Origin of the sequence: Pseudomonas sp. B111, assembly GCF_026428275.1 — a bacterium.
Taxonomy (GTDB): Bacteria; Pseudomonadota; Gammaproteobacteria; order Pseudomonadales; family Pseudomonadaceae; genus Pseudomonas; species Pseudomonas aeruginosa.
On record NZ_CP097857.1, the window covers coordinates 115733 to 141791 of the forward strand.

23 protein-coding genes are annotated in these 26059 nt (G+C 69.0%); 7 read left to right on the top strand and 16 right to left on the bottom strand.

Features of this window, described 5'->3' with window-relative positions; all coding sequences use genetic code 11:
* Positions 1-4: 4 nt before the first annotated feature.
* Positions 5-568 (bottom strand): type 1 glutamine amidotransferase, encoded by a 564-nt coding sequence (locus M6E97_RS00545; RefSeq protein ID WP_003118177.1) that lies wholly within the window; start codon positions 566-568, stop codon positions 5-7.
* Between the two features lie 135 nt (positions 569-703).
* Positions 704-1636 carry an NAD(P)/FAD-dependent oxidoreductase gene (locus M6E97_RS00550; RefSeq protein WP_003121894.1) on the bottom strand — a complete coding sequence of 311 codons (933 nt, stop codon included), beginning with the start codon at positions 1634-1636 and terminating at the stop codon, positions 704-706.
* Between the two features lie 80 nt (positions 1637-1716).
* Here M6E97_RS00550 and M6E97_RS00555 point away from each other — a divergent pair, with 80 nt between their 5' ends.
* Positions 1717-2145 (top strand): Rrf2 family transcriptional regulator, encoded by a 429-nt coding sequence (locus tag M6E97_RS00555; RefSeq protein WP_003101327.1) that lies wholly within the window; start codon positions 1717-1719, stop codon positions 2143-2145.
* A 64-nt stretch (positions 2146-2209) separates the two neighbouring features.
* Here the strand turns inward: M6E97_RS00555 and M6E97_RS00560 are convergent, their stop codons facing one another.
* Positions 2210-4618: a TonB-dependent siderophore receptor gene (locus M6E97_RS00560; RefSeq protein ID WP_019484599.1), complete on the bottom strand. Its 2409-nt coding sequence runs from the start codon at positions 4616-4618 to the stop codon at positions 2210-2212.
* Between the two features lie 342 nt (positions 4619-4960).
* Here M6E97_RS00560 and dkgB point away from each other — a divergent pair, with 342 nt between their 5' ends.
* Positions 4961-5779, top strand: coding sequence for a 2,5-didehydrogluconate reductase DkgB (gene dkgB, locus M6E97_RS00565; RefSeq protein ID WP_019484598.1), 819 nt, complete (start codon positions 4961-4963; stop codon positions 5777-5779).
* A gap of 49 nt (positions 5780-5828) precedes the next feature.
* Here the strand turns inward: dkgB and M6E97_RS00570 are convergent, their stop codons facing one another.
* The gene (locus M6E97_RS00570; protein ID WP_003110534.1) at positions 5829-6287 is read right to left on the bottom strand and encodes a GNAT family N-acetyltransferase; all 459 of its coding nucleotides are present in this window, start codon (positions 6285-6287) and stop codon (positions 5829-5831) included.
* A gap of 131 nt (positions 6288-6418) precedes the next feature.
* Between M6E97_RS00570 and M6E97_RS00575 the strand changes: the two genes are divergently transcribed.
* The gene (locus tag M6E97_RS00575; RefSeq protein WP_034005649.1) at positions 6419-7909 is read left to right on the top strand and encodes a PLP-dependent aminotransferase family protein; all 1491 of its coding nucleotides are present in this window, start codon (positions 6419-6421) and stop codon (positions 7907-7909) included.
* A gap of 15 nt (positions 7910-7924) precedes the next feature.
* Here M6E97_RS00575 and M6E97_RS00580 read toward each other — a convergent pair whose 3' ends face one another.
* From M6E97_RS00580 to fepB, 5 genes are all read right to left on the bottom strand, one after another.
* Positions 7925-8251 carry a gamma-glutamylcyclotransferase family protein gene (locus M6E97_RS00580; protein ID WP_003093540.1) on the bottom strand — a complete coding sequence of 109 codons (327 nt, stop codon included), beginning with the start codon at positions 8249-8251 and terminating at the stop codon, positions 7925-7927.
* Positions 8252-8312: 61 nt separating this feature from the next.
* Positions 8313-10022: an amidase gene (locus M6E97_RS00585; protein WP_003112050.1), complete on the bottom strand. Its 1710-nt coding sequence runs from the start codon at positions 10020-10022 to the stop codon at positions 8313-8315.
* 200 nt (positions 10023-10222) lie between these two features.
* Positions 10223-11254, bottom strand: coding sequence for a FecCD family ABC transporter permease (locus M6E97_RS00590; protein WP_003119001.1), 1032 nt, complete (start codon positions 11252-11254; stop codon positions 10223-10225).
* Positions 11251-12273: a FecCD family ABC transporter permease gene (locus tag M6E97_RS00595; protein WP_003118181.1), complete on the bottom strand. Its 1023-nt coding sequence runs from the start codon at positions 12271-12273 to the stop codon at positions 11251-11253. The genes M6E97_RS00590 and M6E97_RS00595 overlap by 4 nt, the downstream gene beginning before the upstream one ends.
* A gap of 30 nt (positions 12274-12303) precedes the next feature.
* Positions 12304-13209, bottom strand: coding sequence for a Fe2+-enterobactin ABC transporter substrate-binding protein (fepB, locus tag M6E97_RS00600; RefSeq protein WP_034005650.1), 906 nt, complete (start codon positions 13207-13209; stop codon positions 12304-12306).
* A 126-nt stretch (positions 13210-13335) separates the two neighbouring features.
* Between fepB and M6E97_RS00605 the strand changes: the two genes are divergently transcribed.
* The gene (locus tag M6E97_RS00605) at positions 13336-14133 is read left to right on the top strand and encodes an ABC transporter ATP-binding protein (protein ID WP_003093530.1); all 798 of its coding nucleotides are present in this window, start codon (positions 13336-13338) and stop codon (positions 14131-14133) included.
* Positions 14134-14139: 6 nt separating this feature from the next.
* On the opposite strand, the gene M6E97_RS00610 is transcribed toward M6E97_RS00605, so the two are convergent.
* Positions 14140-14928 carry an IclR family transcriptional regulator gene (locus tag M6E97_RS00610; RefSeq protein WP_074197973.1) on the bottom strand — a complete coding sequence of 263 codons (789 nt, stop codon included), beginning with the start codon at positions 14926-14928 and terminating at the stop codon, positions 14140-14142.
* 255 nt (positions 14929-15183) lie between these two features.
* Between M6E97_RS00610 and M6E97_RS00615 the strand changes: the two genes are divergently transcribed.
* The 3 genes from M6E97_RS00615 to M6E97_RS00625 all read left to right on the top strand — a co-directional run bounded on the left by M6E97_RS00615 (position 15184) and on the right by M6E97_RS00625 (position 19748).
* Positions 15184-17268 carry a TonB-dependent receptor gene (locus M6E97_RS00615; RefSeq protein WP_034005651.1) on the top strand — a complete coding sequence of 695 codons (2085 nt, stop codon included), beginning with the start codon at positions 15184-15186 and terminating at the stop codon, positions 17266-17268.
* Positions 17269-17335: 67 nt separating this feature from the next.
* Positions 17336-18643 carry an NtaA/DmoA family FMN-dependent monooxygenase gene (locus M6E97_RS00620; RefSeq protein ID WP_003129381.1) on the top strand — a complete coding sequence of 436 codons (1308 nt, stop codon included), beginning with the start codon at positions 17336-17338 and terminating at the stop codon, positions 18641-18643.
* 436 nt (positions 18644-19079) lie between these two features.
* Complete coding sequence (locus tag M6E97_RS00625) at positions 19080-19748, top strand: TIGR04211 family SH3 domain-containing protein (RefSeq protein WP_003104779.1); 669 nt, start codon at positions 19080-19082, stop codon at positions 19746-19748.
* A gap of 83 nt (positions 19749-19831) precedes the next feature.
* Here M6E97_RS00625 and M6E97_RS00630 read toward each other — a convergent pair whose 3' ends face one another.
* From M6E97_RS00630 to M6E97_RS00655, 6 genes are read right to left on the bottom strand one after another with little or no spacing between them, the layout of a single operon-like run.
* Positions 19832-20893, bottom strand: coding sequence for a 2,3-butanediol dehydrogenase (locus M6E97_RS00630; RefSeq protein WP_003111357.1), 1062 nt, complete (start codon positions 20891-20893; stop codon positions 19832-19834).
* A gap of 43 nt (positions 20894-20936) precedes the next feature.
* Positions 20937-22049 carry an acetoin dehydrogenase dihydrolipoyllysine-residue acetyltransferase subunit gene (locus M6E97_RS00635; protein WP_003093511.1) on the bottom strand — a complete coding sequence of 371 codons (1113 nt, stop codon included), beginning with the start codon at positions 22047-22049 and terminating at the stop codon, positions 20937-20939.
* Positions 22046-23065, bottom strand: a complete 1020-nt coding sequence (locus tag M6E97_RS00640) for an alpha-ketoacid dehydrogenase subunit beta (protein WP_015502331.1) — start codon at positions 23063-23065, stop codon at positions 22046-22048. The genes M6E97_RS00635 and M6E97_RS00640 overlap by 4 nt, the downstream gene beginning before the upstream one ends.
* Positions 23066-23097: 32 nt before the next feature.
* A complete protein-coding gene (locus M6E97_RS00645; RefSeq protein ID WP_003093507.1) occupies positions 23098-24072 on the bottom strand; it encodes a thiamine pyrophosphate-dependent dehydrogenase E1 component subunit alpha in 975 nt (324 codons plus the stop codon).
* Positions 24073-24094: 22 nt separating this feature from the next.
* Positions 24095-25135 (bottom strand): ATP-NAD kinase family protein, encoded by a 1041-nt coding sequence (locus M6E97_RS00650; protein WP_033937708.1) that lies wholly within the window; start codon positions 25133-25135, stop codon positions 24095-24097.
* Positions 25132-25932: an SDR family NAD(P)-dependent oxidoreductase gene (locus M6E97_RS00655; protein ID WP_033937712.1), complete on the bottom strand. Its 801-nt coding sequence runs from the start codon at positions 25930-25932 to the stop codon at positions 25132-25134. The genes M6E97_RS00650 and M6E97_RS00655 overlap by 4 nt, the downstream gene beginning before the upstream one ends.
* Between the last annotated feature and the right edge of the window lie 127 nt (positions 25933-26059).

Here is a 26059-nt window from a genome sequence, read left to right on the forward strand (position 1 = left end):
ACGATCAGGCGGCCGCCTGCAGGGCTTCGCCGATGGCTTCGTTGAACGCCTGCAAGTCACCCGGGTTGCGCGAGGTGATCAGGGTCCAGCCGTTCGCCGGGCAGACTTTCACCCGCGTGTCGACCCAGTCCGCGCCGGCGTTGGTCAGGTCGATACGCACGCTGGAATAGGAGGTCAGGGTCTTGCCGCGGGCGACACCGGCGTCGATCAGCAGCCAGGGGCCGTGGCAGATGGCGGCGACCGTCTTGCCTGCGTCGCTGAATTCCCTGACCAGGCGCCGGGCCTCGCTGTCCTGGCGCAGGGTGTCGGCATTCACCGTGCCGCCGGGGACCAGCAGCAAGTCGTAGTCCTCGGCGCGCAGGCCTTGCAGCCTGGCGTCGGAATTGACGATCAGGTCCTTCTCGCTGTCGTGCACCCAGGTCTGCGCTTCGCCGCCCTCGATGGTCGCGTGGGTGACCGTGGCGCCCTGTTGCTTCAGGGTCTTCAGCGGTTCGAGCAGCTCGTCGCGCTCGATGCCGGTGTTGGCGGTGATGACCAGGACGTTCTTGCCTTGCAGCTTCGCGCTCATGGTTTTCTCCTCTGCTGGGGCGCCCGTGGCGGGCGCCGTGGCGTGACATGCAGGAGAGTGGAAAGCCGGAACGCCGGGGAGTTCGAAAGATTTGCCGGGCGGTGGGCCGGATCCTTGGCCTGTCAGCCTCCGGCGTCAGCGGAACAGCAGCGAATGATGCGCCGCGCCACCGGTGCGCGCGCCGTCGCCCACCGCGATGGCGACGTTGCCGGCCGCCAGCGCCGCGTCGCCGCAGGCGAAGACGCCGGGAACGCTGGTTTCGCGCATGCCGTCGGTCCTGATGAACGGCCCGCTCGGGCCGTCCTCGAACTCGCAGCCGAGCAACGCCGCCAGCGGGCTGGCCATGCGCGTACGCGGCTGGGTGAACAACCCCGCGAGCGTAATCGTGCGGCCACTGGCCAGGGTCACGTCGGCGCGCGCGCCGCCCAGCGCGACCACGGCTTCGCGCTCGATCGTCACGCCGCGCCGGTCCAGCCTGGACATTTGCTCGGCATCCGGTTCGAAGACGCCGTTGAGGAAAAAGGTGGTCGCTCCCCAGTCGGGCAACATCAGGGCGTGGTGGATGGCCAGCGGTGAGGCCGCCAGTACGCCAATCGGCCCGCCGTCCAGTTCGTAGCCGTGGCAATACGGGCAATGGAACACGTGCCGTCCCCAGCGCTCGGCAAGACCGGGGATCTCCGGCAGCTCGTCGGCGACCCCGCTGGCGAGGATCAGCCGGCGCGCGGTGAAGCGTTCTCCGTTGGCGGCCTTCACCACGAAACCGTCCGCCTCCTTCTTCGCCGCGACGGCGGCTTCGGACAGCCACTCGACGCTGGGATAGGCCAGCAACTGGGCGCGGGCGTCATCGGCGATGGCCGCCGGATCGCGGCCGTCCTGGCCGAGAAAGCCGTGGGAGGCCCGGGCGAAGCGGTTGCGTCGCAGTCCCGTATCCATCACCAGCACCCTGCGCCGCGCCCGCGCCAGTTGCATGCCCGCGGAGATGCCGGCGTAGCTGCCGCCCACGATGATCACGTCGAAAGTCATGGCGTATCTCCCATTCGGATAGTCACGCAACAACGTAAGTTTCATGAGATGCGCTTGTCAACGCTCTCGTAACTTTTTCTGTAGCGAGACATACTCATGGTCTTTCCGTCACGAGCCCGCCGTTCATGAGAAACGACACCCGCCTCTCGCGCATGCTCCATGTGCTGATCCATATGGCCCGCCACGAAGGGCCGGCGACTTCCGAAGCCATCGCGCAGATGCTCGGCACCAACCCGGTGGTGGTGCGACGGACCATGGCGCTGCTGAAGAACGAAGGCTACGTGAGTTCGGAGAAGGGCCATCGCGGCGGTTGGCGGCTGGCCAAGCCGTTGGCGGACATCACCTTGCTGGATATCCACCAGGCGCTGGGAGCGTCCTCGATCTTCGCCATCGGCCTGTCTACCGATCATCCGGAATGCCTGGTCGAGCAGGCGGTCAACGAAGCGCTCGGCGAGGCGTTCGAGGCGGCGCAGGCGTTGCTCCTGGAGCGCCTGGGGAGCGTCACGCTGGAGCAGTTGGCGAGCGAGTTCGAGCGCCGCTATCGGCCCTGCTGAGGCGCCTGGAAGGGCCGTTCGGACACCGCCGCCGCGCCTGCGGAGGCACGCCGGCGGTCCGGGATCAGAGCGAGTACTTCACCGTGAACATCAGGTTGCGCGGCTCGCCGTAGTTGAGGTTGCCGAAGTCGATGCCGCTGTAATAGTACTTGTCGAACAGGTTGTTGAAGTTCAGCCGCGTGTCGATCCGTTCGTTGACCTTGTAGCCGAGCATGGCGTTGACCACGGTGTAGCCGCCCTGCTGGAAACCGGTGCTGCTGTCCTCGGTCTTGCTCTGGGTGGCCAGGTCGCCGCCGACGCGCCATTTGTGCAGTTCGCCGGGTAGCGTGTAGCTGGTGGCGAGCTTGAACAGGTGGCGTGGCTTGGCCGCGTCGAATGGCTTGCCCTCGTTGGCCTTGTTGCTGTCGTGCTTGTACTTGGCGTCGACGTAGGTATAGCCGGCCATCATCTGCCAGTCGTCGCTCAGCGCACCGCTCAGCTCCAGGTCTACGCCCTGGCTGCGGACCTTGCCCGAAGCGCGCGAGCAATAGCGCGAGGTGGGGCTGAAGGGGCATGGCGAGGGGCCGCCGACGTCCTCGGTGGCGCGGTTTTCCTGGTCGATCTGGAACAGCGCGATCTGCGAATTGAGCGCGCCGCCGAAGTGTTCGCCCTTCAGGCCGATCTCGTAGTTCTTGCCGGTGATCGGGTCGAGCAGGCCGCCGCCGGCGTCGAAGTTGCTCTGCGGCTTGAAGATGTCGGTATAGCTGGCGTAGACCGAGTAGGTCTGGTTCAGGTCGTAGATCACCCCGGCATAGCGGGTGACGTTGCGGGTGACCTTGTAGCTGTCGGTATCGGCGTCGGCCTTGTACCAGTCCAGGCGCCCGCCGAGGATCACTTTCAGCGGGTCGGCGAGGTTCAACCGGGTGGTGAGGTAGGCGCCTTTCTGTTCCTGGTCGAGCTTCATGCCCCACAGGCTGGTGTTCAGCCTCGGCTTGAGGGTTGAACTCGGGTCCCACTGGGTCGGGTCCATCGGCCCGGTCGGGGTGCCGTCCTTGTTGAACAGGCTGCCCCAGCCGCCGTGGCCGTCGAAGCGTTCCTGGCGATAGCTGGCGCCGACCACCAGCTCGTGCTCGCGGCCGAGCAACTGGAAGGGACCGTTGGCATAGGCGTCATAGCTGTCGTGGTCGTCGGTGTAGCTGTAGTCGCCGGGGTTCTGGGTCATGCTGGCGCAGCCGGTGGTCGAGTAGTAGCAGTCGTTGTACAGCCCGAGCATGTTGATTCGCGCCCACAGCTTGTCGGCGGCCAGCTTCATCTGCCAACCGTTGGCGAAGCGGTGGGTCAGGTCGCTGAACAGGTGGGTGGTGTCGGTATCCCAGTAGGACCAGTCGGCGCCGTAGTAGGACGAGCGCTTGAGGTCCAGGTGGCGGCCGCCCAGCGGGCTGGGCAGGCCTACCCAGTTGTCGTTGCGGTTGTCGTTCTGGTTCGAGGCGCCGATGGCGAAGGTGGTGTCCGGGCTCAGGTCGGCTTCGGCGATCCCGTAGAACACGCCGCGTTCGCTGCTGACGTGGTCCTGGAAACTGTTGCCTTTCTGGTAGGCGACCACCGCGCGGCCGCGCAGGGTTCCTTCGCTGTTCAGCGGACCGGAAACGTCGGCCTCGCTGCGATAGCGGTCCCAGGAGCCGACGCTGCCTTGCAGGGAGGCGCGGAAGTCCTGGGTCGGACGCTTGCGCACCATGTTGATCGCCGCCGCCGGGTTGCCTGCGCCCTGCATCAGGCCGGTGGCACCGCGCACCACTTCGACGCGGTCGAACATGGCCAGGTCGGCGGCGGAAATGACGTCCTGGGTATAGGTGGAAATGCTCGTCGGCAGGCCGTCGTACATGATGTTGTCGACGTCGAAGCCGCGCGCCGCGTACTTCACCCGGGCCGGCCCGTACTGTTGCACGGTGAGGCCGGTGACGCCCTTCACCGCGTCGTTGAGGTCGCGCATGCCCTGGTCGTCCATGCGCTGGCGGGTGACCACGCTGACCGACTGAGGGGTCTCGCGGATCGACATCGCCAGCTTGGTCGAGGTGCGCATCGCCCGGGTGGTGTAGGAGCCGCTGTCTTCGGTGATGGCGGCGGTGGCCGGGTCCTGGGTGGCGACCACGCTGAGCGCGCCGAGGTCGACGCTGTCGCCGGGGGCGATGCCGGCACCTGTCGGCGCGGCCTCGACCCAGGCGTCGCCGCCCCGTACCTCCCCGCTCAGTCCGGAACCTGCGAGCAGACGCTGCAGTGCCTCGCTCGGCTCCAGCGTGCCGCGTAGGGCCGGTGCGCGCCGGTCGGCCACGGTCGCGCGGTCGAAACGGATGCGCAGGCCGCTGGCGCCCTGCAATTGCTCGAGGGATGCGGCCAGGGGCTGAGCGGGAAGGTCAAGGGCGATGGGAGCGGCCTGGGCGGCCAGGGAAAGCGAGGAGAGACCGAGCAATAACGCACTGGAAACGACGTGTTTCATCTGCAGTGTCCTGGATGGCGGCGCAGGCAGGCCGTTGGCGCGACCGGCTGCGTTTCTTGTTTATGTGGGAAACCGGCGTAGGAATTCGCGGCGGGGCAAGTGTATGTAAATGTAAAAATGGAGTAAATGATAGAGATTATCGTTATCAGTAGTATTCGTAGAAATCCGATGAACTGCGTCCTGCCAGCGGCTGACGGGGATTTCCGCTGGATACCTCCCGTGAAGGCCGCCTGGATTCGTGATTCCAGCGCAAATGAATTTGCTCGATTCGGGTCTTAATCGAAGAGATGTAAGCCGCCACACTGCGCTTCCTTCGAGTCATCCCGCCCACGGAGCGCAGCCATGTCTTCCACCATCCACCCCCTCCCGTCCTTCGGTCTCGGCACCTTCCGCCTCACCGGCCAGGTCGTCGTCGACTCGGTGCGCAGCGCCCTCGAGCTGGGTTATCGCGCCATCGATACCGCGCAGATCTACGGCAACGAGGCGGATATCGGCCGGGCGATCGCCGAGAGCGGCGTACCGCGTTCCGAGCTGTTCCTCACCACCAAGGTCTGGGTCGACAACTACGCCCGCGAAAAGCTGCTCGCCAGCCTGCGCGAGAGTCTGGAGAAACTGCGCACCGACCGGTTGGACCTGGTCCTGATCCATTGGCCGGCACCCGGCAACGGCGTCGAGCTGGCGGAGTACATGGCGGCGCTGGCGGAAGCCAAGTCCCTGGGCCTGACCCGGCGGATCGGCGTCTCCAACTTCAACATCGAGCTGACCCGCCAGGCCATCGCCGCGGTCGGTGCGGGCGAGATATCCACCAACCAGATCGAACTCAGCCCTTACTTGCAGAACCGCGCGCTGACCGCCTTCCTCGAGGAGCAGGGCATCGCGGTCACCTCGTACATGACCCTGGCCTACGGCAAGGTGCTGAAGGACCCGACGCTGGCCGGGATAGCCGCCAGGCACCGGGCCACGGTCGCCCAGGTGGCGCTGGCCTGGGCGATGCAACTGGGCTACGCGGTGATCCCGTCCTCGACCCGCCGCGAGAACCTCGCCAGCAACCTGCTGGCGCGCGACCTGCGCCTGGACGCCGAGGACATGGCGCGCATCGCCGGCCTCGAGCGTAACGGCCGCGAGGTCAGTCCGCAGGGCCTGGCGCCGGCCTGGGACTGAGAACCGCGTCGAGGGTCCGCCGCGCGGAGGCTCCGGTCGCGCGGTCGGTTCAGAGCTCGATGCGGTATTCGATCACGCCCGGCTTGTCCGCCACCCAGTCGTACAGGCGCTGCGCCCTGTGGTTGCTTTCCTGGGTATGCCAGTAGAGCCGCGCGCAGCGACGTTCCTCGGCCTGCCGGCGGACGTACTCGATCAACTGCTTGCCGATCTGCTGGCCGCGCACGTCGGGCGAGACATAGAGGTCTTCCAGGTAGCAGACGTCCTGTGCCGCCCAGGTCGAGCGGTGGTAGAGGAAGTTGACGATGCCATGCAGGCGGCGACCGTCGCTGGCCACCGCGCAGTGCATCGGTTCGCCCTCGTCGAAGAAGCGCCGCCAGGTGGCCTCGGTGGTCTGTGCCGAGAGTTCGACTTCATAGAACGCCTGGTAGGCCTTCCAGTGTTCGAGCCACTGCTCGAAGTCCTCGTGTGCCACGGGGCGTACCGATACCAGTGTGTGCAGGGATTGCATCCAGTGCTTCCTTCTTTGGCTTGATGGGGCGATCCGGCGGAGGCCGGGACCGAGGGTCTTGACCCGGGTGTTTTTATAGCCGCCTAATGGCTTGCCATATCCCACCAATTAGATGATCGAGGGCAGACCATTTGTTCAGGCAATCACTGCTCGAATCGGTCAAGGCGCGACTCCTCCATCCACAGCTCCAGGCCCTGCCGCTGCATGCGCGAATCCAGCGCGCGATCCGCCAACTGATCCTCGACGGTGCCCTGGCGCCGGGCAATCCGTTGCCGGCCTCGCGGGCGCTGGCGCAGTCGTCGGGGGTATCCCGCGACACCGTCGAAGCGGCCTATTCGCACCTGCATGCCGAGGGCTTCATCGAGCGTCGGGTCGGCAGCGGCAGCGTGGTGGCCGCGGCTACCCGGCTGTCCCCCGGCCGGCGCGGCGCGGGCGCTCCACGGCGGGTCGGCGGCGCGCCGCGACTGAGCCGGCGTGGCGAGGCGATGCAGGCTGGCGGCGGGGTTCGCGAGCAGCTCGTCCCGCGCCCCTTCGCTCCCGGCGTGCCGGAGACCCGCACCTTTCCCCTGGCGACCTGGGAGCGCCTGCAGCGCCAGGTCCTCAAGGAATATGGCGCGCGCGCCCTGACCCACGGCGACCCGCAGGGCGCCGAACCGCTGCGCCAGGCGATCGCCGACTACGTCAACCTGGAGCGTGGCGCACGCGCCACGGCCGACCGGGTACTGGTGCTGACCAGTTCGCAACAGGCGCTGGGTCTTTGCGCCAGCGTGCTGCTCGACGCCGGCGAGCGGATATTCGTCGAGGACCCGGCCTACTACGGCGCGCGCAAGGCCTTCGAGGCCGCCGGCCTGGAGTGCCTGCCGGTCCCGGTCGACGAACAGGGCCTGCGGCCCGAGCCGATCCTCGCCCAGCCGCAGGCGGCGCGGGCGCTGTGCCTGACCCCGTCGCACCATTACCCGACCGGCGTGACCCTGTCGCTGGAGCGTCGCCTGGCGCTGATCGAATGGGCGCAGCGGCAGCAGGCATGGATCATCGAGGACGACTACGACAGCGAGTTCCACTACGCCGGCCGGCCCACCGCCTGCGTGCAAGGCCTGGACGTCCACGAGCGGACGCTCTACATCGGCACGTTCACCAAGTCGCTGTTTCCCGGCCTGCGCATCGGCTACATGGTCCTGCCGCCGGCGCTGGTGGCACCGATGACCGTCGCCCGCTCCCTGCAGGACGGGCACAACGCCTCGCTGGCGCAACTGACCCTGGCGCGCTTCATCGCCGGCGGCCACTTCGGCGCCTACGTGCGCGGCATGCGCAACCTCTACGGCGAGCGCCTGGGATTCCTCGCGGAGCGGGTAGGCAAGCGTCTAGGCGGCCTGGTCGAGCCGCGCGTGCCGGCCGGCGGGCTACAGATGCCCGGGCTGCTCTGCGCGGAAATCGACGAAACGCGCGCCATCGCGGCGGCATACCGCGCCGGTGTCGAGCTGGTCGGGCTCAGCGCCCTGCATCTCGCCGCGCCACCGCGAGCGGGTTTCCTGATGGGCTTCGCCGCCTACACCACGGATGAGCTGGAGGCGGCGGTCGGGGTCCTCGCGAAGACCCTGCGCGGTTTGCGTGCGAATCCCTAGGCCGCCGGCAAGCGCTCAGTCGCGCAGGGCGTAGACGTAGGCATCGACCTGGGCGCCGTCGGCCAGCGTTACCCGGGTCGCCACGCGCCGGTATTCGGTGCCTTCGAATTCATCCAGCGCGGGCCAGTGCTCGGCGAGGCGGTCGGAGACGAACACATGGCCGTGGATTTCCTCGCCGTCGGCGTCGATCGCCAGGCCCGGAAAGCCCATCCCGGCGCCCCAGCCCTTTTCCAGCAGGCGACCGCGGAGGCTGGCCGCCTGCCATTGCCCGCCGATCTTCTGCATCAGGTGTTCGTTGGGACGGCCGGGGCCGAGGCTGCCGTAGACGAAGAGTCGCTGCATCGATAACTCCCTTGAACGGAACAGCGCGGGCGCAAGACGCGAAGCCTTCCGCCCGCGCCTTTCACTTGCTTGCCAGCGGTGGAGTACGCGGCGGCACGATACGCCGCGAGCCGGTCGACTCGAAGGCCGCGGCGAAGCGCAGCAGCGCCGAGTCGTCGTAGGCGCGGCCGGCGAAGGTCAGGCCCACCGGCATGCCGATGTCGGCCATCACCCCCATCGGTACGGTGACCGTCGGCACGCCGAGGTGGCGGATGGCGAGGTTGCCGTTGGCGACCCAGACACCGTTGCTCCAGGCGATGTCGGCCGAGGCCGGGTTGACGTCGGCGTCCGCCGGGCCGACGTCGGCGACGGTGGGGAAGAGCACGGCGTCCAGGCGCAGGCGTCGCATCCACTCCTCGAGGTCGATCCGCCGGGTTTCCTCGAGGCCGCGCAGGCCATCGGGGAGGGTCGCGATCCGGTCCCAGGGCTTGATGCCGCGCTCGGCCATCCGCACGTATTCGTCCATGCCGGCGGCCAGGTCGCCCTCGCGGTTGGGCAGGGTGCCGGGGTCGTGGGGGAAGATCTGCGGGCCGTCGACGTCCGCCAGGCGGTTCAGCTTCGGATCGCCATTGGCGCGCAGGAAGTCGTCGAAGCCCCAGGCCGAGAGTTCCCACAGCTCGTCGTGGAGGAATTCCTTCGACACCAGGCCGCGGTTGAACACGGTGGGCGCGCCGGGTCGGTCGCCCTCGCAGTTCGACACCAGCGGGAAGTCCACCTCGATCACTTCGGCGCCGGCGGCTTCCAGGGCCTTGCGCGCCTGTTCCCAGAGGGCGATGACCGAGGGCCGGGTATGGATGCGCTGGCCGGTCGGGCCGCCGATCCCGGGGGACTCGCTGGTGCCCGCATCGGGGTCGGCGTTGATGAACATGCGCGGCACGCCGAAGCGCTTGCCGGCCAGGGCCTCGGCGCCTGCGGCCAGGGCCGGGTAGCTCGCCGGGCGTACCTCGGAGGCCTTGGGGATCGGCACCCAGGGCTGCATGCGCCAGAGGTCGCCGCGGGTATCGGGATCGTCGGCGACCACTACGTCGAGGATTTCCAGCAGGTCGGCCATGCTCCGCGCATAGGGCACCACCACGTCCATGGTCGGCGTCAGCGGCCAGTTGCCGCGCACCGAGATCACCCCGCGCGAAGGGGTGTAGGCGCACAGGCCGTTGTTCGACGCCGGGCCGCGCCCGCTCGACCAGGTTTCCTCGGCCAGGCCGAAGGCGGCGAAGCTGGCCGCGGTGGCGGTGCCGGCGCCATTGGAGGACCCCGAGGCGAAGGGCGCGGTGAGGTAGGCGGCATTGTACGGGCTCTCCGCGCGGCCGTAGACGCCGCGCTGCATGCCGCCGTTGGCCATGGGCGGCATGTTGGTCTTGCCCAGGCAGATCGCCCCGGCGGCGCGCAGGCGCTCGACGGTGAAGGCATCGCGCTGGGCCACCAGGTCCTTGAACGCCGGGCTGCCGGAAGCCGCGGTGAGGCCCTTGACCAGGTAGCTGTCCTTGGCGGTGTAGGGAATGCCGTCCAGCGGACCGAGGGTCTCGCCACGCGCCCGGCGGGCGTCGGAGGCCTGCGCTTCGGCCAGCGCATCGGGATTGCGCACCACCACCGCGTTCAGCGCGGTGGGCGTGCCGGGTGCATCGTAGGCGTCGATCCGCGCCAGGTAGGCCTGGACCAGTTCGACCGCCGTGGTACGACCGGACTCGAGCGCGTCACGCAGCTCGGCGATGGAAACCTCGGTGACCTCGATCATGCTGTCACCGCCTGGCGAATGGAGACGGGGAGACCGTTAGCGACGCTCATCATCGTTCCTCTTGTTCTCTGCTCGATGCGACGGGGGCCGCGAGGCGGCCGGGTCGATACAGGGGATGCAGTGTACATCCTGGCCGGCGTTCGCGGCTTCCCTGGCGGGGGCGCGGCAACGGCAGCCTGGGCGGTCGTTGAGGCCAGGGCTCAGATCCGGCGGCTGCGCAGCAGTAGCCAGAGCAGGTAGAAACCGCCGAGCAGGCCGGTCATCAGGCCGATCGGCAGGTTGGCGACGTATGCCAGGCGCTGGCCGAGCAGGTCGGCGGCCAGCAGCAGGACCGCGCCCATCAATGCGCCGGACAGCAACGGCACCCCGGCCGAGCGGGTCAGGCGCCGGGCCAGTTGCGGGCCGGCCAGGGCGATGAAGGCGATGGGGCCGGCCGCGGCGGTGGCGATGGCGGTCATGCCGACGGCGACCAGGACCATCTGCAAGCGCACGCGCTCCACCGCCACGCCGAGCTGGGCGGCGCTGGCATCGCCCAGCTCCAGCACTTCCAGGCGACGACCGTGGTACAGCGCCAGCGGCACGCTGGCGAGCAGGCCCAGCGCTGCCGGGACGACGTGCGACCAGGTCCGGGTGTTCAGCGAGCCGGCCAGCCAGAGCTGGGCGTACATCGCCTGGTCGAGGTTGCCGGTGACCAGCAGCAGGCTGTTCAGGCCCGACAGGCTGGCGCCGACACCGATGCCCACCAGCACCAGGCGGTAGCCGCCGGCGGTGGCGCCCCGGCGCGCCAGCAGCACCACCGCCAGCGCCGTGCAGAGGCCGGCGGCCAGCGCCGCCAGCGAGGTGGCCAGCGGGCCGGCATCGAACAGGATGATCTGCACGATGGCGCCGCTGGCGGCGCCGGTGGTGAAACCGATGACGTCGGGCGAGCCCAGCGGATTGCGCGAGATCGACTGGAAGATCGCCCCGGCCATGCCCAGCGCGGCGCCGACCAGGCAGGCGGTGAGCACCCGTGGCAGGCGCACGCGCTGGACGATGCGCTGGGCGGTGGGGTCCTGGCCCTGGCCGAGTAGGCTGGCGAACACCTCTGCCGGGCCCAGCGCCAGGCTGCCGGTCCCCAGCAGCGCCGCCGCCAGCGCCAGCCCGACCCCCGCGAGGACCAGGCAGGCCAGCGCCGCCCGTGGCCGCCAACGCAGCGACAGGGAACCCAGGCGCAGGGCGTGGAGACCGTTCACAGGCGGCTCAGGCGGAAGCGCCTGACCAGGACGATGAAGGCCGGCCCGCCGAGCAGCAACGCGACGATTCCGGCGGCGATCTCCGCCGGCGCCGCCAGCAGCCGCCCGAGGATGTCGGCGCCGAGCAGCAGGCCGGCGGCGATCAGCGCCGAGAAAGGCAGGATCCAGCGCTGGTCCGGTCCGGCCAGCAGTCGCGCGAGGTGTGGGGCGACCAGCCCGACGAAGGCGATCGGCCCGGCCAGGGCGGTGGCCGCGCCGGCCAGCAGCATCACCGCCAGGCAGGCGAGCAGCCAGGTCAGGCGCAGGTCGACGCCGAGCGCCCGGCCGATCTCCTGGCCCAGGGCCAGGGCATTGAGCCTGGCGGCGAGGGCGAAGGCGGCGGCCAGCCCGGCGCCGATGGCCAGGCCCGGCCATCCGAGCAGGGCGAAGCCGCTGCCGGAAAGCGAGCCGGCGGCCCAGTGGCGGAAGCGGTCGAAGACTTCCGGCGGGGCGTTCAGCACGATGATCCCGGTCAGCGAGGCGAGCATCACCGACAAGCCGGCACCCGCCAGCACCAGGCGCACCGGGTTGGTGCCGGTCTCGCGGGCCTGGCCGAGAAGGAATACGGCGATGCCGGCCAGGCCGGCGCCGAGGAAGGCGCAACCGAGGTACTGGCCCATGCTCGCCAGGTCGAACAGCGCGACCCCGACGATCACCGCCAGCGCCGCGCCGGCGTTGATTCCCAGCAGGCCGGGTTCGGCCAGCGGATTGCGCGTCAGCGCCTGCATCAGCGCGCCGGCCACTCCCAGTGCTGCACCGGCCAGCAGCGCCACCAGGGTGCGCGGCAGGCGCAGTTCGCGTACCACCAGGTGGCGATCATCGTGCGGATCGACGGCTTGCAGGGCATCCAGGGTGACCGCCAGGGGCACCGGCCGCGAGCCCAGCGCCAGGCTGGCCAGGGCCGCCAGCGCGAGCAGCAGCGCGCCGGCGAGCAGGCCCCAGGCGCGCAGGCGCCGGCGGCGCATCGGGGACGCTTGCATAAGCGGACTTCCGGCGAACGGGCGCATGGCTCAGCGGAAATGGCGGGCGACGTTGTCGATCATCTGCCGCCCCGAGTAGTAGTCGATGCGGAAGGAACTGGGGCCCAGAGCGTACACGCGCTTTTCGCGCACCGCCGACAGGTTGGCCAGCACCGGGTCGGCGAGGAACGCCTGCACGTCGTCGTCGCTGGCGCCGAGCAGGAACACGCTGTCGCCGGCGATGGCGGCGGGCAGGTTTTCCCGCGAGATGAACTGGAAGTCCGAGGCGCGCGTCACCTTGCCCGCCAGCGCCTCCGGCAGTTCCGCCACCTGGAAGCCGAGGGCTTCGAGCAGGCGTGCCTGGGGGCTGGCCTGGCGGCCGATGGAATAGCTGCCGGCGATGTTGTAGCCGACCACGCTGACCGGGCCCTGCGGCGGCGCGATGGCCGCGGCGACTTCGGCGGTGTAGGCGTCGAAGCGCTGGATGGCGGCCTGCGCCTGGCGTTCCAGGCCGGTGTGCCGGCCCAGCTCGGTAGCCAGTTCCTGCCAGCTGTGTTTCGAGTAGTCGACCACCAGCGTCGGTACGCCCTGCGCCTCCAGCTCCGCACGGTATGGCGCGGCGCTGTCGGCGCCGGTGGCGGAGGCGACCAGCAGGTCCGGATCCTGGGCGATCACCGCTTCGATGTCGAAGCGCAGGTTGCGGTAGAGCACCTCGACGCCACGTTGGTCGGCGACCTTCGCCCATTGCGAGAAGAAGCCCTTGGCGTCGGTCAGGCGATTTGGCGTGGTGGCGGCGCTGGCCACCAGCGGTGCGTCCATCGCCAGCAGGATGCCGGTGACGCTCGGGGTGGTGGAGACGATCCGCGCCGGCTTCGGCTCCCCGGCCGCGGCGAGGGTGGCGAACAGGCTCAGGGCGAGGGCGAGTAACGGCAGGGCGGAGCGGCGGCGGGTCGGCATGAAGGCTGTTTTCGCTGTAGGGGAAGCCGGGCGGACGGATTCATATGATAATGCTTCTCATGCAGTCTATTCCATAATGTAGAATCGATTCCACATATTCGAGCCATTCTTATCCAGGAACCTCCCATGACCCATCGCCTGCACGCGGACGCCGTGACCTTGCGCCGCGACGCGCGGACCGTTTCGCGGAATCTCTCGCTGGCCATCCCCGAGGGTTCGTTCAGTGTGATCGTCGGGCCCAACGCCTGCGGCAAGTCGACCCTGCTGGCGGCATTGTCGCGCCTGTTGGCGCCGGCCGAGGGCCGGGTGGTGCTGGACGGCAGGGATATCCACAGCCTGCCGGGACGGGAAGTGGCGCGGCGTCTCGGCCTGCTGCCGCAGAGCGCGCTGGCGCCGGATGGCATCACGGTGGCCGAGCTGGTGGCGCGCGGGCGCTATCCGCACCAGTCGTTCCTGCGCCAGTGGTCGCCGGCGGATGAGCGCGCGGTAGCGGCGGCGTTACGCGCCACGCGGGTCGACGGCCTGGCCGAGCGACCGCTCGACGCGCTCTCCGGCGGCCAGCGGCAACGCGTGTGGATCGCCATGGTGCTGGCGCAGGAAACCCCGTTGCTGCTGCTCGACGAGCCGACCACCTACCTGGATATCGTCCACCAGATCGAATTGCTCGAACTGCTCGCCGAGCTGAATCGCCAGGGGCGCACCATCGTCGCCGTGCTGCACGACCTCAACCAGGCCTGCCGCTATGCCTCGCACCTGATCGCCATGCGTGACGGCGCGATCCTCGCCGAGGGCGCGCCGGCGCATATCTTCACCGAGCGTCTGGTGGAGGAGGTGTTCGGCTTGCGCTCGTTGATCATCGCCGACCCGGTCAGCGGCACGCCGCTGCTGGTGCCGCGCGGGATCGCCGCCGACGCGCCGGGCTGAGGTGGCTCAGCGCGGCGGCGGCCGCATGCCGGGATGGAGGACCAGGCCGCCGGTGGACTGGTTGACCTGCAGCGCCTCGTGGAACAGCGCGTCGCGGTCTTCCGCCGACTGCAACTGGCCGAGATCGGTCACCGTGGTCATCGCGCAGACGATCTCCAGCTGGGCGTCGAACACCGGCGCCGCCTGGCCGGTGACGTTCGACAGCAGGTGGCTGGTCAGTTCGGCCCAGCAGCGCTCGCGCACCTCGTCGAGCAGCGCGCGGCTCGGCGGGCTGCCGCGGAAGTGCGTCGGTTGCTGCTTGCGCGCGGCGTCGACCACGGCCTTCGGCAGGAAGGCCTGGAACACCAGGCCGCAGGCGGTGTTGTCGATGGGCAGGATATCGCCCAGGGCCAGCGGGTTGATCGAGAAATAGGCGCTGCGGTACCAGCGCACCAGGGTCGGGCCGCGCTCGGTCCAGATCGCCACCCCGCCGCTGGCGGCATGCCGTTGGGCCAGGGCCTTCATGTGGCGGGCGGCGATATCCACCGCGTCGATCCGCTTCAGCGCGCCTATGCCGATGCTCAGCGCCGCCGGCCCGAGGTCGTAGAGACCGCTGAGCGGGTCCTGGCGGGCCAGGCCTTCCTTCACCAGGCTCTGCAGGTAGCGGTGCGCGGTGGAGCCGCCGGTGCCGGTGCGCCGGGCCACTTCGCCGAGGGCCAGCTCGCCTTCGGCGTTGGCCAGGGTCTTCAGGAAGCGCGCCGCGATGGACACCGACTGGATGGTGCCGGAGCGCTTTTCGCCCGGGGCGTCCGGCATCTCGTCCGCCGGGGGCTGCGAAGTATTCAACGGCTCGGTCTCCTCACCACGGTTGATCCATAGGCTTCGGTCCGCGCTGCGGTGGCGCGGGCGGCGCCCATGATACCGATTCCCCGGGGCGGTGGGGCGCCGCGGAAGGGACGGGCGTAGGAGATTTCATATTTCGCAATGAGGAATCTATTCCCCATTGAGGAATGCTCTGGTGGCGTGATAGCCTGAATGTAAAAGAGAGTCATTCCCATTTGGAGAAGATCCTTGAACGCCCGCACGCACCGCACGCTCAACCGGGGAATCGGCGTCGTCACGCTGTCCACCCTGCTCGCCTCGCCATCGGCACTGGCCCGGGAAAACCCGCCCGCCGAGGACGAACCCGCCCCCCTCGAGGCGCTGGTCGTGACCGGCGAGAAACGTGAACGCTCGCTGAAGGACACGGCGTCCTCGGTATCGCTCACCAGCGCCCGCGACATCGACCGCAAGCAGACCGGCAACGCCTCGGTCGCCGAGGTGATCAATGGCAGTCCCAACGTGGTCTACACCGACTCGGTGGGCGCGCCGATCATCCGCGGCCAGGACACCCAGGGCCCGAACAACGGGCAGAACGTGTTCTGGGGCGGCACAGTGCCGCGGGCGACGATCAACCTCGATGGCCACTACCTGAACTACAACGAGATGTTCTTCGGCGCGACCTCGGTCTGGGACGTCGACAGCATCGAGGTGTTCCGCGGCCCGCAGACCACCTCCCAGGGCGCCAACGCCATCGCCGGGGCGATCATCGTCAACACCAAGGACCCGACCTTCAGCCCCGAGGCTGCCTACCAGGCGGAGATCGGCAGCTACCATTCGCGGCGCAGCTCGATCGCAGTGTCCGGCCCGCTGGCGCAGGACTTCGCCGGGCGCCTGGCGGTGGACTACGCGGGCCGCGACACCTTCATCGACTACGACAACCCGAAGTTCCAGGACAGCGGCACCGACCAGGACTTCCGCGCCCTCAACGCGCGCGCCAAGCTGCTCTGGCTGCCCAGCGGAATTCCGGGCCTGGAGAGCAAGTTCACCTTCTCCCACAACGACAGCAACCGCCCGACCCAGGAAGCGGCGACCCGCCCGTTCGACAAGCTCGACCATCGCTCGACCACCATGCCCAGCTGGGAGCAGGACACCAACACCAGCATCCTCGACGTCGCCTATGACCTCGACAATGGCATCCGCCTGTTCAACCAGGCGCAGTACTCGCTGTCCTCGGTGCACCGCACCACCGGCGCGGGCGGCGAGGGCGACGCCGACATCCGCCAGAAGAACGCCTCCAACGAATCGCGGATCAGCTTCGGCGAGCAGGAGGACCGGGTCAGCGGCATGGGCGGGGTCTACTACGCCCGTACCCGCACCGACGAGACGCTGCACCTGCGCGGGCTGTCGGCCTTCGACGACACGAAGAAGAACCTCGGTGTGTTCGGCGAGCTGAACTACCGCCTGAGCGACCGCTGGACCCTGACCACCGGCCTGCGCTACCAGGAGGATCGCATCGAGCGCAGCGGCAACTCGGTGCTGGCGCCGCGTCCGCTGGACTACCAGAAGACCTTCTCGGCCTTCCTGCCGAAAGTCTCCCTGGCCTTCGCCGCGACCCCGGACTGGACCGTCGGCGGCCTGGTCAGCCGCGGCTACAACCCCGGCGGCGTGTCGCTCAACCTGACCACCCGCAACTGGGCCTACTTCAAGGAAGAAACCATCTGGAACTACGAACTGTTCACCCGCGCCAGCCTGCTCGACGGCCGCCTGCTGCTGAACGGCAACCTGTTCTTCATGGATTTCAAGGACGCCCAGTACAACATCCCGGTGGTGGTTTCGCCGGGGGTGGCGCAGTCGTACACCATCAACGCCGAGAAGGCCCACGCCTACGGCATGGAGCTGGACCTCGACTACCGCCTACGCGACGACCTGCGGCTGAAGGCCAGCGCCGGCGTGCTACGCACCCGGATCGACGAGATGTCCGGCAATACCGGCTACGAGCACAACGAGTTCGCCCGCTCGCCGGGCTATACCCTCAGCTTCGGACCGAGCTGGGACGTCACCGAGCGCCTCAACCTGAACGCCCAGGTGCGCTACCTGGACGGCTACTACTCGGACACCGCCAACACCAAGGCCTACTCGATCAAGGCCTACACCCTCACCGACGCCCGCGCCAGCTACCGCTTCAACGACCAGGTGCAGCTCTATGGCTACGTGAAGAACGTGTTCGACGACCGCTCGCCCACCTACATGCAGGAAAACCGGGGGATCGGTGGCATCGAGGCGAGCATGACGCAGCCGCGGACCCTCGGCATCGGCATCAAGGGCACCTTCTAGGCGCCCCGAGAAGCCGGCCCCGCGCAGGGCCGGCCCAGCCCCAGAGCCCATACAGGAGATTGGCACGATGAGTACCCCGAAACGCCTGCACATCGGCATGTCGCTGGCCCCCACCTGGCTCAGCGGCGATGCCTGGCGGCGCCCCGACAGCAACATCGAAGGCATCTTCGGCAGCGATTTCGCCGTCGACATCGCCAGGCGCTCCGAAGCCGCCCACCTCGACTTCGTGTTTCGCCCGGACGTCAGCAGCCTGCCACTAGACGTGCTGGAGACCGGCTCCGGCTTCGCCAGCCTGGATCCCACCGTACTGCTTGCCGCGGTCGCCCGCGAAACCTCGCGGATCGGCCTGGTGTCGACGGTCTCCACCACGTTCTATCCGCCCTACGTGGTGGCCCGGCAGCTGCAATCGCTGCACTGGATCAGCAACGGCCGCGCCGGCTGGAACATCGTCACCGCGCTGCAGGGCCACGAGAACTTCGGCCTGGACGCGATGCCCGATGCGGAGCAGCGCTACGCGCGCGCCGCCGAGTTCACCCGGCTGGTGCACGACCTGTGGGACAGCTTCCCCCGCGAGGCACTCCTGGTCGACCGCGAGAGCGGCCGCTACGCCGACGTTTCCCGGGTGCGCCCGGTCGACCACGACGGCGAATTCCTCAAGGTCAAGGGACCGCTCAACCTGCCGGCCTTCGGCGAGGCGCGGATTCCCCTGGTGCAGGCCGGCGCCTCCGAGAGCGGGCGCGACTTCGCCGCCTCGGTGGCCGACCTGGTGTTCGCGCCGACCCCGGACAAGGAGGCTGCCCTGGAACTGCGCCGCGACCTTTCCCGCCGCGCCGAACGCCACGGTCGCTCGCCGCGCGACGTGCGCCTGCTGCCGGGCTTCAGCCTGTACCTGGCGGAGAGCCGTGAGGAGGCGCGGGAAATCTTCATGCAGACCCACGCGCGCCTGGACCGCGCGCGCAAGTTCGCCACGATCAGGCAGATGCTCGGCCTCGACCTCAGCGACTGGCCGCTGGACCGGCCGATTTCCGCGGCCGACCTGCCGCCGCCGGTGGCCAACCCCGGCAGCCGCACCCACACCGACCTGCTGCGGCGCCTGATCGAGCGCGAGACGTTACGCCTGGACCAGTTGCTGCTGCGCCCCGAGGTGGTTTCCGCGGCGCACTGGCAGGTCATCGGTACGGTGGACGATGCCGTCGAGCAGATCGTCGACTGGGCCGCCGCCGGCGCCATGGACGGTTTCATCGCCGCGCCGGGAGGCTCGGTCGGCTCGCTGCGGCTGTTCCTCGAACAGGTGGTGCCGCGCCTGGTGGAGAAGGGGCTGTTCCGCGAGCGCTACAGCGCCACTACCTTCGCCGGGCACCTGGCAGAGGAATGATGGAAAGGGCCGGCGACGGCCGCGACCTGGCGGCGATGGCGAGCGAGTGACCGCCTGCGGTTGGCCGCCTGACGGGCCCGCTGTATCGCAGCACGCCATCCGACCGGTGGGGCGTGGTACAGGCGAGGGAGCCTCTGCCTTGGCGTAGATACCGTCGTACCCCGGGGATCATCCGGACAGGTCGCAGCCTGGGCAGCGCTGGCCGTCGGCAGGCCTGGCATTCTGCTGTTACAACCATCCATCCATTCCTGCGGAAACGAGTGAACTCAATCGCCCCGAGCGCTGTCTGTCAGCCGTCGGCCCAACCGGGCCGGGCGCATGGCCCTTGGCCATGCGGTAGCCCCGCCCCGGTCGCGCGCTTGTCCATAACAATTCGACTGGCCGGCTTTTTCGCTCCCCTTTGCGGGTTTCGTTCTCTCGCCATGTGAAGATTGCCATGTCCCTATCCCGTCGCATCCCCGCCGCTCTTTCCCCGTTCCAGAACCGCGTCATCGGAGCCTGCCTGCTCGGCGGCCTGCTGGCGGCCGGCGCCCCGGCGCAGGCCGAGGAGGCGACCGGCAACGCGCGCTGGGTGAGCGACAGCCTGACCACTTTCGTGCGCAGCGGCCCCACCGATGGCTATCGCATCGTCGGCACCCTCACCTCCGGGCAGAAGGTCGAGCTGCTTGGCACCCAGGGCAACTACAGCCAGGTGCGCGGCGAGAACGGCAGCACCGTGTGGATTCCCAGCCGCGACTTGCAGGAGGTTCCCGGCCAGGCCGAGCGCCTGCCGCAACTGGAACAGAAGGTGGCCGCCCTGACCGCCGAGCTGGACGGCATCAACGACACCTGGAAGACCCGCGTGCAGGGCATGCAGGAAACCCTCGACACGCGCAAGAAGTTGATCGACGAATTGCAGGCGGCGCGCAGCAACCTGGACGCCGAGCTCGGCAAGGCCCGCTCCGACCTGCGTGCGGTGCAGGCGCAACTGGGCGACGAGAACAAGCAGGTGCTGATGCGCTACATGGTCTACGGCGGCAGCATCGCCGGCGCCGGCCTGTTCGCCGGGCTGATCCTGCCGTCGCTGCTGAGGGTGCGGCGCAAGCGCAACGACAAGTGGTTCTGAGCCTCCGCCCGCGTCTCTGCGTTTCGTAAAGGAAGCCCCGCCGGCCGCGGGGCTGTGTCGCAAGCGCGACAAGGGCTGAAGCGTCAGCCGCCCGGCGAGACGATGATCTTCACGTTGTGCTCCTTGTTGTTCACCAACTCTTCGAAACCGCGCTCGACGATTTCTTCCAGGCCGATGCGACCGGTCACCAGCGGTGCGATGTCGAGGCGGCCGTCGGCTATGAAGGCGATCACGTCGGCGAACTCGCCGTTGTAGGCGAGGGCCCCGAGCAACTGCTTCTCGGTGGAAACCAGCTCGAAGAAATTGAATTCACTGGGCTCCTCGAAGATTCCCACAAGCACGCATTTGCCGGCCTTGCGGATGGCATCGATGGCCAGCTTGGCGGTGTGCTTGTTGCCGATGCATTCGAAGCTGACGTCGGCGCCAAGCCCGCCGGTGAGGGCGCGGATTTCGCCTAGGGCGTCGCACCGCGAGGGGTCGAGCACCTGGCTGGCGCCGACCTCCAGGGCCTTGGCCTTGCGCGCCGAGGACATCTCCAGGGCGATCACCTGTGCCGCGCCGGCGGCGCGCGCGCACATGATGGTGCACAGGCCGATGGTGCCGGCGCCGACCACCACCACGTTCTGCCCGAGCAGGCTGCCGGCCTTCTTCACCGCGTGCATGCCCACCGCCAGCGGCTCGATCAGCGCGCCGGCCTCGCTGGGAAATCCGGCCGGCAGGGCGTAGAGCAGGTTGGCCGGTACGTTGACGTATTCGGCGAAGGCGCCGTTGTTCATCAGCCCGGTGAAGGCCAGGTTCTCGCAGATGTTGTACAGCCCATGCCGGCAGTAGTAGCAGGTGCCGCAATGCTGGCAGGCGTCTGCGGCGACCGCCTGGCCGACGGCGAAGCCGGTCACGCCGTTGCCGAGGCGGACGATTTCGCCGCTGAACTCGTGGCCGAGGATGCATTGGTCCTTGAGGCCGGTGAGCGGGTGCGGCGCCTCCACGGGGATGAATACCGGGCCGGCCAGGTATTCGTGCAGGTCGGAGCCGCAGATGCCGCACCAGTGCACGCGGATCTGCACCCAGCCGGGCGGCGGCTCGGCCGGGAGCGGCACGTCTTCCACGCGGATATCGTGGCGGCCGTGCCAGACGGCGGCGCGCATCGCCGCGTTGGCTTGCGGGGAACTGTTCATGTCGGTCGTCTCCTCAATGCTGGCGGAGGAAGTCGAGCAGCAGGCGGTTGACCTGCTCGGCGGCTTCCATCTGCACCATGTGCGCCTGTCCGGGAATGATCTCCACCTGGGCTGGCAGGCCCTCGGCATGCCGCGCCGGGATGATCGCGTCATCGCTGCCCCAGATCGCCAGGACCGGCTGGCGGCCCTCGCTCGCCACGGCACGCAGGTCGTTGCGCTGGCGACCGTCGGCGAACAGGTTGTCCAGCAACTGGCGCAGGGCCGCATCGACGCCTTCCAGGCGCTTGTAGCGGAGCATGTCCTCGAGCATCTGCCGGGTGACCAGCGCGGGGTCGGAGAACAACTGCACCAGTTGCGGCTTCAACGCGTTGCGGTTGGCCGCCTCGACGAAGCCGCGCAGGTAGTCGCCGTTGATCTCCTCGCCGAGGCCGGCGCTGCCGATCAGGCTCAGCGACAGCACCCGCTGCGGCGCCAGGCGCGCGCAGTTCAGCGCCACCGCTCCCCCCATGGAGTGACCGGCCAGGTGTACCTGTTCCAGGTCGAGGTGGTCGAGCAGGGCCAGCACGCTGCCGCTGAGTTCATCGAGGTCGCCGCGCACCAGGGCCTTGCCGGACTCGCCGTGGCCCGGCAGGTCTAGAGCGATCACCCGCCGCTCGGCGGCCAGCGCCTCGTGGTTGAACAACCAGTTGTTCAGGTCGCCACCGAAACCGTGGATCAGCAGTAGCGCCGGATCGCCCTCGCCGCGGTCGAAATAGCGCAGGAGGCGCCCGTCCAGCTCGACTTTCCGCGGTGCCGGTCCGCTATCCCCAGCGTCCTCGTCGGCGGGTACGAATTCGGCCTGGAAGCGTTGCACCAGTGCGTCGATCTCCTCGTCGCTCGCCTCGCCCTCGACCACCACGCCGAGCAGCGCGCCGACCGCCAGGGTCTCGTCCTCGCGCGCCACCTTGCGCCGCAGCACGCCCGAGAAGGGCGCCTCGACGCTGCTGGAGATCTTGTCGGTCTCCACGTCGAGCACCTCGTCGCCTTTCTCGATATGCGCGCCCTCTTCCTTGAGCCAGGCGTCCACCCGACCCTCGGTCATCGACAGGCCCCACTTGGGCATGGTCAGTGTATGGATCCGGCTCATGCCGCGTCCCTCCCTTCCAGGGCCTGGCGCACGGCTGCCTCGATCTTCGCCGCGTCGGGGATGTAGAGGTCTTCCAGGGCGTCGGAGAAAGGCACCGGCGTATGGGGCGCGGTGACCCGGCGGATCGGCGCGCGCAGCGCGGAGAAGACCCGTTCGGCGACCAGCGCGGCGATGTCGGTGGCCATCGAGCAGCGTGGGTTGGCTTCGTCGACCACCACCAGGCGGCCGGTCTTTTCCACGCTTTCGAGAATGCTGTCCTCGTCCAGCGGGCTGGTGCTGCGCAGGTCCAGTACTTCGCAGGAGATGCCCTGGCGCGCCAGGCTGGCGGCGGCGTCCAGCGCCAGGTGGACCATGCGGCCGTAGGTCACCAGGGTGACGTCGTCGCCGTCGCGGAGGAAGTTCGCCTCGCCGAAGGGTACGCTGTACAGCTCCTCGGGTACCTCGCCCTGCATCGAATAGAGCAGCTTGTGCTCGCAGAAGATCACCGGGTCGTTGTCGCGGATCGCCTGGACCAGCAGGCCCTTGGCGTCGTAGGGCGACGACGGGCAGACCACCTTGAGGCCGGGGATGTGGGTCCATAGCGAAGTGAGCATCTGCGAATGTTGGGCGGCGGCGCGCAGGCCGGCGCCGACCATGGTACGGATCACCAGCGGGGTGACCGCCTTGCCGCCGAACATGTAGCGGAACTTGGCGGCCTGGTTGAGGATCTGGTCCAGGCAGCAACCGGCGAAGTCGACGAACATCAGTTCGCACACCGGGCGCATGCCGCGGGTGGCGGCGCCGACCGCGGCGCCGACATAGCCGATCTCTGACAACGGGGTATCCAGCACGCGGCCGGGGAACTGGTGGTAGAGGCCCTTGGTGACCCCCAGCACGCCGCCCCAGGCGTCGTCCTCGCCGGGCGCGCCGGCGCCGCCGGCATTGTCTTCGCCCATGATGAAGACGCTCGGGTCGCGGCGCATTTCCTGGGCCAGCGCCTCGTTGATGGCCTGCTGGTAGCTGATCTTTCTCGCCATGATGGTTCTCCTCGTTCTTGTTTTCGGGCGGCTCAGGGATAGGACACGTAGACGTCGCGCAGCAGGTCGTCCGGCTCCGGCTTGGGATCGTTCTTCGCGCGCTGCACGGCATCCTCGATGCGCGCCTCGACCTCGGCGTCGATGGCGTCCAGGTCGCTGGCGGAGAGCAGGCCGGCGTGGCAGGTGCGTTCGCGGAACTGCTTGAGGCAGTCGCGGGTTTCCCGGTAGTGCTTTACTTCGTCGGGATCGCGGTAGGTCTGTGCGTCGCCCTCGAAGTGTCCGTAGTAGCGGGTCAGCTTGACTTCGATCAGCGACGGCCCCTCGCCGGCGCGGGCGCGCTCGATGGCGGCGCCGGCAGCCTCGTGGACGGCGAAGAAGTCGAAGCCGTCGACGGTCACCCCGGGCATGCCGAAACCGGCGGCGCGGTCGGCGATGTGGTCGCAGGCCACCGACCAGTTGGCCGCGGTGGCCTCGGCATAGCCGTTGTTCTCGGCGACGAACAGGCACGGCAGGTTCCACACCGCGGCCAGGTTCATCGCCTCGAACACCGCGCCTTCGTTGGAGCCGCCATCGCCGAAGAAGGCCACCGCCACCGCATCGCTGCCTTTCAGCTTGGCCGCCAGCGCGGCGCCGGCGGCCAGCGGCGCGCCGGCGCCGACGATTCCGTTGGCGCCGAGCATGCCTTTCTCCAGGTCGGCGATATGCATGGAGCCGCCCTTGCCCTGGCAGACCCCGGTCTTCTTGCCATAGATCTCCGCCATCATGCCGTGCACGTCTACGCCCTTGGCGATGCAGTGGCCGTGGCCGCGATGGGTGGAGGCGATGCAGTCGTCGTCGCGCAGGTGCGCCATCACGCCGGCGGCGGAGGCTTCCTCGCCGGCGTAGAGGTGGACGAAGCCGGGTATCTCGCCCGTGGCGAACTCGACGTGCAGGCGTTCCTCGAAGGCGCGGATGGTGCGCATCACGCGGTAGGCATGGAGCAGTTGGTCGGTGCTCAGAGTGGACATCTTGTTGTTCTCCAGGTTGTCTTCACGGGGTCATCGGGGTTCGCTGGCCGGCCAGCAGGCGATGGCGGGCGGCGTAGGCGAGGGTGGCCGGCACATCGACGCTGAACGGGCCGGAAGGGTCGAGGGTGATGCTCGGGCGGTCGGTGGCGCTGAACTCGATCTCGCGCTCTCCGTCCAGCGCCAGGGTCCCGCTGGACAGGCTCGGCGCGTGGGCCACGCCGGGTTGCAGGTAGCCGGCGGCAGAGACCCCGCAGCCCACCAGCAGGCCCGGCGCCAGCGGCACCAGCAGGCTCTCGCGGGCGTCCGGATGCAGGCGCATCCAGGCGCCGTGGGGCTCCTCGCGGCTCACCGGCGACCACAGTCCGCAAAGCGCCGAAAGGCCGATGGCGTGGGGTTCGGCGAAGCTGACGAAGACTTCGGCGAGGTCTTCGGCGCGACTGATGGCGCGGGCGCCGATGAACGGCTGCGGCGACACCGCGACGTCCACCAGCGCCCACTCGCAGAGCCCGCGGCGCGGCTCGCGCACCAGCAGGCGCTTGTTGCGTCGCAGGCCGATCTCCGGCGGCACCCGGTTGCTGGCGCAGAGGCCGCCGGCGAGCCCCGCGCCGGTGGCTTCGCGCAGCTCCGGGAAGGCGTTGTTGGTCCCGGTGGACAGCGCCAGCAGGGGGACGTCGCCGACCTCGGCGGCCACTGCCTTGTGCGTGCCGTCGCCGCCGAGCACGGCGATCAGCGCCACGCCGCGCTCGACCATGCGCCGCGCCGCCAGGCGGGTATCCTCGACGCTCTGGCGCAGCGGCATGTCGAGGAACTCCAGGAACGGCCAGTGGCCGTCGCGGGCCTGGCGGGTCTGGCTGGCCCGGAGCACGGCGGCGGCGATGCCGGTCATGTCCGGCGGCAGCAACGCATGGCGGATGCCGGTGGCGCCGAAGGCGGCGAGCAGGCGTTGCACCACCGATGCCTTGTCGGTGCTGGAGTGCAGCCCGGCATGGGCGGTGAGGCGACGCAGGTCGCGACCGGAGGCCGGGTTGGCGATGATGCCGACGATCGGCGAGGGCGGGTTCATAGCGAGAATCCGCCGTCGACGGCGATGGCCTGGCCGGTGACGTGCGGCGCGCAGGCCAGGTAGACGACGAGCTGGCCCATGTCTTCGACGGTCTGCGCCTCACCCTGGGGCAGCAGGCTGGCCTGGTGGCGTTCCCAGGACTGCGCCTCGCTTTCGCTGGCCTGCCGCCAGCGGCCCGACAAGCCGTCCTCGCCGCGCCACATTCCGGTGCCGACGATTCCCGGGCAGAGCGCGTTGACCGTCACCCCGTCGCGCGCGACCTCCTTGGCCAGGGCATTGCTGAAACCGATCACGGCAAACTTCGAGGCACAGTAGTGGGCGAGGTCTGGGAGACCGACCTTGCCGGCGATCGATGACAGGTTGACGATCCGCCCCCAGCGCTGCGCCTGCATCAGCGGCAGTTCGGCCTGGCAGCAGAGGAACACGCCGCGGGCGTTGACGTTCATCACCCGGTCCCAGTCGGCGAGGCTGAGTTCGGCGACCTTGCGGATGCTGATCACCCCGGCATTGTTCACCGCCACGTCGAGCCGGCCGAACTCCGTGGCGACCCGCTCGACCATCGCCCGGACGCTGTCGCCGTCGCTGACGTCGACCCCAAGGGCCAGGCTGCGGCGACCGAGGCTGCGGATCGCGGCGGCGGTTTCCTCGGCGACCTGCGGATCGAGGTCGGCCACCGCCACGTCGGCGCCGGCGCGCGCCAGGGCGAGGGCGATGCCCCGGCCGATGCCGCGTCCGGCGCCGGTCACCAGCGCGACCCGGGAAGACAGGGAGAAATCGTCGGACGACGTAGCGTGCATGCTTCACCTCTGATTGTTCTTGTAGGTGTATGCGGCAGGGCGTTGGGAGGAGCGGACAGTCCGCCCTGCCGTCGCCGTGGCTGGAGCAAGGCCGATGCCAGGTTGCGGCGTGGCGGCCGGAAGGCCC

What these genes read in the sequence shown, in the direction of transcription:
- M6E97_RS00545 (WP_003118177.1), bottom strand. Translation starts at nt 568, where the DNA reads ATGAGCGCGAAGCTGCAAGGCAAGAACGTCCTGGTCATCACCGCCAAC.
- M6E97_RS00650 (WP_033937708.1), bottom strand. Translation starts at nt 25,135, where the DNA reads ATGAACCCGCCCTCGCCGATCGTCGGCATCATCGCCAACCCGGCCTCC.
- M6E97_RS00595 (WP_003118181.1), bottom strand. Translation starts at nt 12,273, where the DNA reads ATGCAAGCGTCCCCGATGCGCCGCCGGCGCCTGCGCGCCTGGGGCCTG.
- M6E97_RS00620 (WP_003129381.1), top strand. Translation starts at nt 17,336, where the DNA reads ATGAGTACCCCGAAACGCCTGCACATCGGCATGTCGCTGGCCCCCACC.
- M6E97_RS00570 (WP_003110534.1), bottom strand. Translation starts at nt 6,287, where the DNA reads ATGCAATCCCTGCACACACTGGTATCGGTACGCCCCGTGGCACACGAG.
- M6E97_RS00645 (WP_003093507.1), bottom strand. Translation starts at nt 24,072, where the DNA reads ATGTCCACTCTGAGCACCGACCAACTGCTCCATGCCTACCGCGTGATG.
- dkgB (WP_019484598.1), top strand. Translation starts at nt 4,961, where the DNA reads ATGTCTTCCACCATCCACCCCCTCCCGTCCTTCGGTCTCGGCACCTTC.
- M6E97_RS00655 (WP_033937712.1), bottom strand. Translation starts at nt 25,932, where the DNA reads ATGCACGCTACGTCGTCCGACGATTTCTCCCTGTCTTCCCGGGTCGCG.
- fepB (WP_034005650.1), bottom strand. Translation starts at nt 13,209, where the DNA reads ATGCCGACCCGCCGCCGCTCCGCCCTGCCGTTACTCGCCCTCGCCCTG.
- M6E97_RS00580 (WP_003093540.1), bottom strand. Translation starts at nt 8,251, where the DNA reads ATGCAGCGACTCTTCGTCTACGGCAGCCTCGGCCCCGGCCGTCCCAAC.
- M6E97_RS00555 (WP_003101327.1), top strand. Translation starts at nt 1,717, where the DNA reads ATGAGAAACGACACCCGCCTCTCGCGCATGCTCCATGTGCTGATCCAT.
- M6E97_RS00640 (WP_015502331.1), bottom strand. Translation starts at nt 23,065, where the DNA reads ATGGCGAGAAAGATCAGCTACCAGCAGGCCATCAACGAGGCGCTGGCC.
- M6E97_RS00605 (WP_003093530.1), top strand. Translation starts at nt 13,336, where the DNA reads ATGACCCATCGCCTGCACGCGGACGCCGTGACCTTGCGCCGCGACGCG.
- M6E97_RS00635 (WP_003093511.1), bottom strand. Translation starts at nt 22,049, where the DNA reads ATGAGCCGGATCCATACACTGACCATGCCCAAGTGGGGCCTGTCGATG.
- M6E97_RS00625 (WP_003104779.1), top strand. Translation starts at nt 19,080, where the DNA reads ATGTCCCTATCCCGTCGCATCCCCGCCGCTCTTTCCCCGTTCCAGAAC.
- M6E97_RS00560 (WP_019484599.1), bottom strand. Translation starts at nt 4,618, where the DNA reads ATGAAACACGTCGTTTCCAGTGCGTTATTGCTCGGTCTCTCCTCGCTT.
- M6E97_RS00630 (WP_003111357.1), bottom strand. Translation starts at nt 20,893, where the DNA reads ATGCGCGCCGCCGTCTGGCACGGCCGCCACGATATCCGCGTGGAAGAC.
- M6E97_RS00550 (WP_003121894.1), bottom strand. Translation starts at nt 1,636, where the DNA reads ATGAAACTTACGTTGTTGCGTGACTATCCGAATGGGAGATACGCCATG.
- M6E97_RS00585 (WP_003112050.1), bottom strand. Translation starts at nt 10,022, where the DNA reads ATGATCGAGGTCACCGAGGTTTCCATCGCCGAGCTGCGTGACGCGCTC.
- M6E97_RS00610 (WP_074197973.1), bottom strand. Translation starts at nt 14,928, where the DNA reads ATGCCGGACGCCCCGGGCGAAAAGCGCTCCGGCACCATCCAGTCGGTG.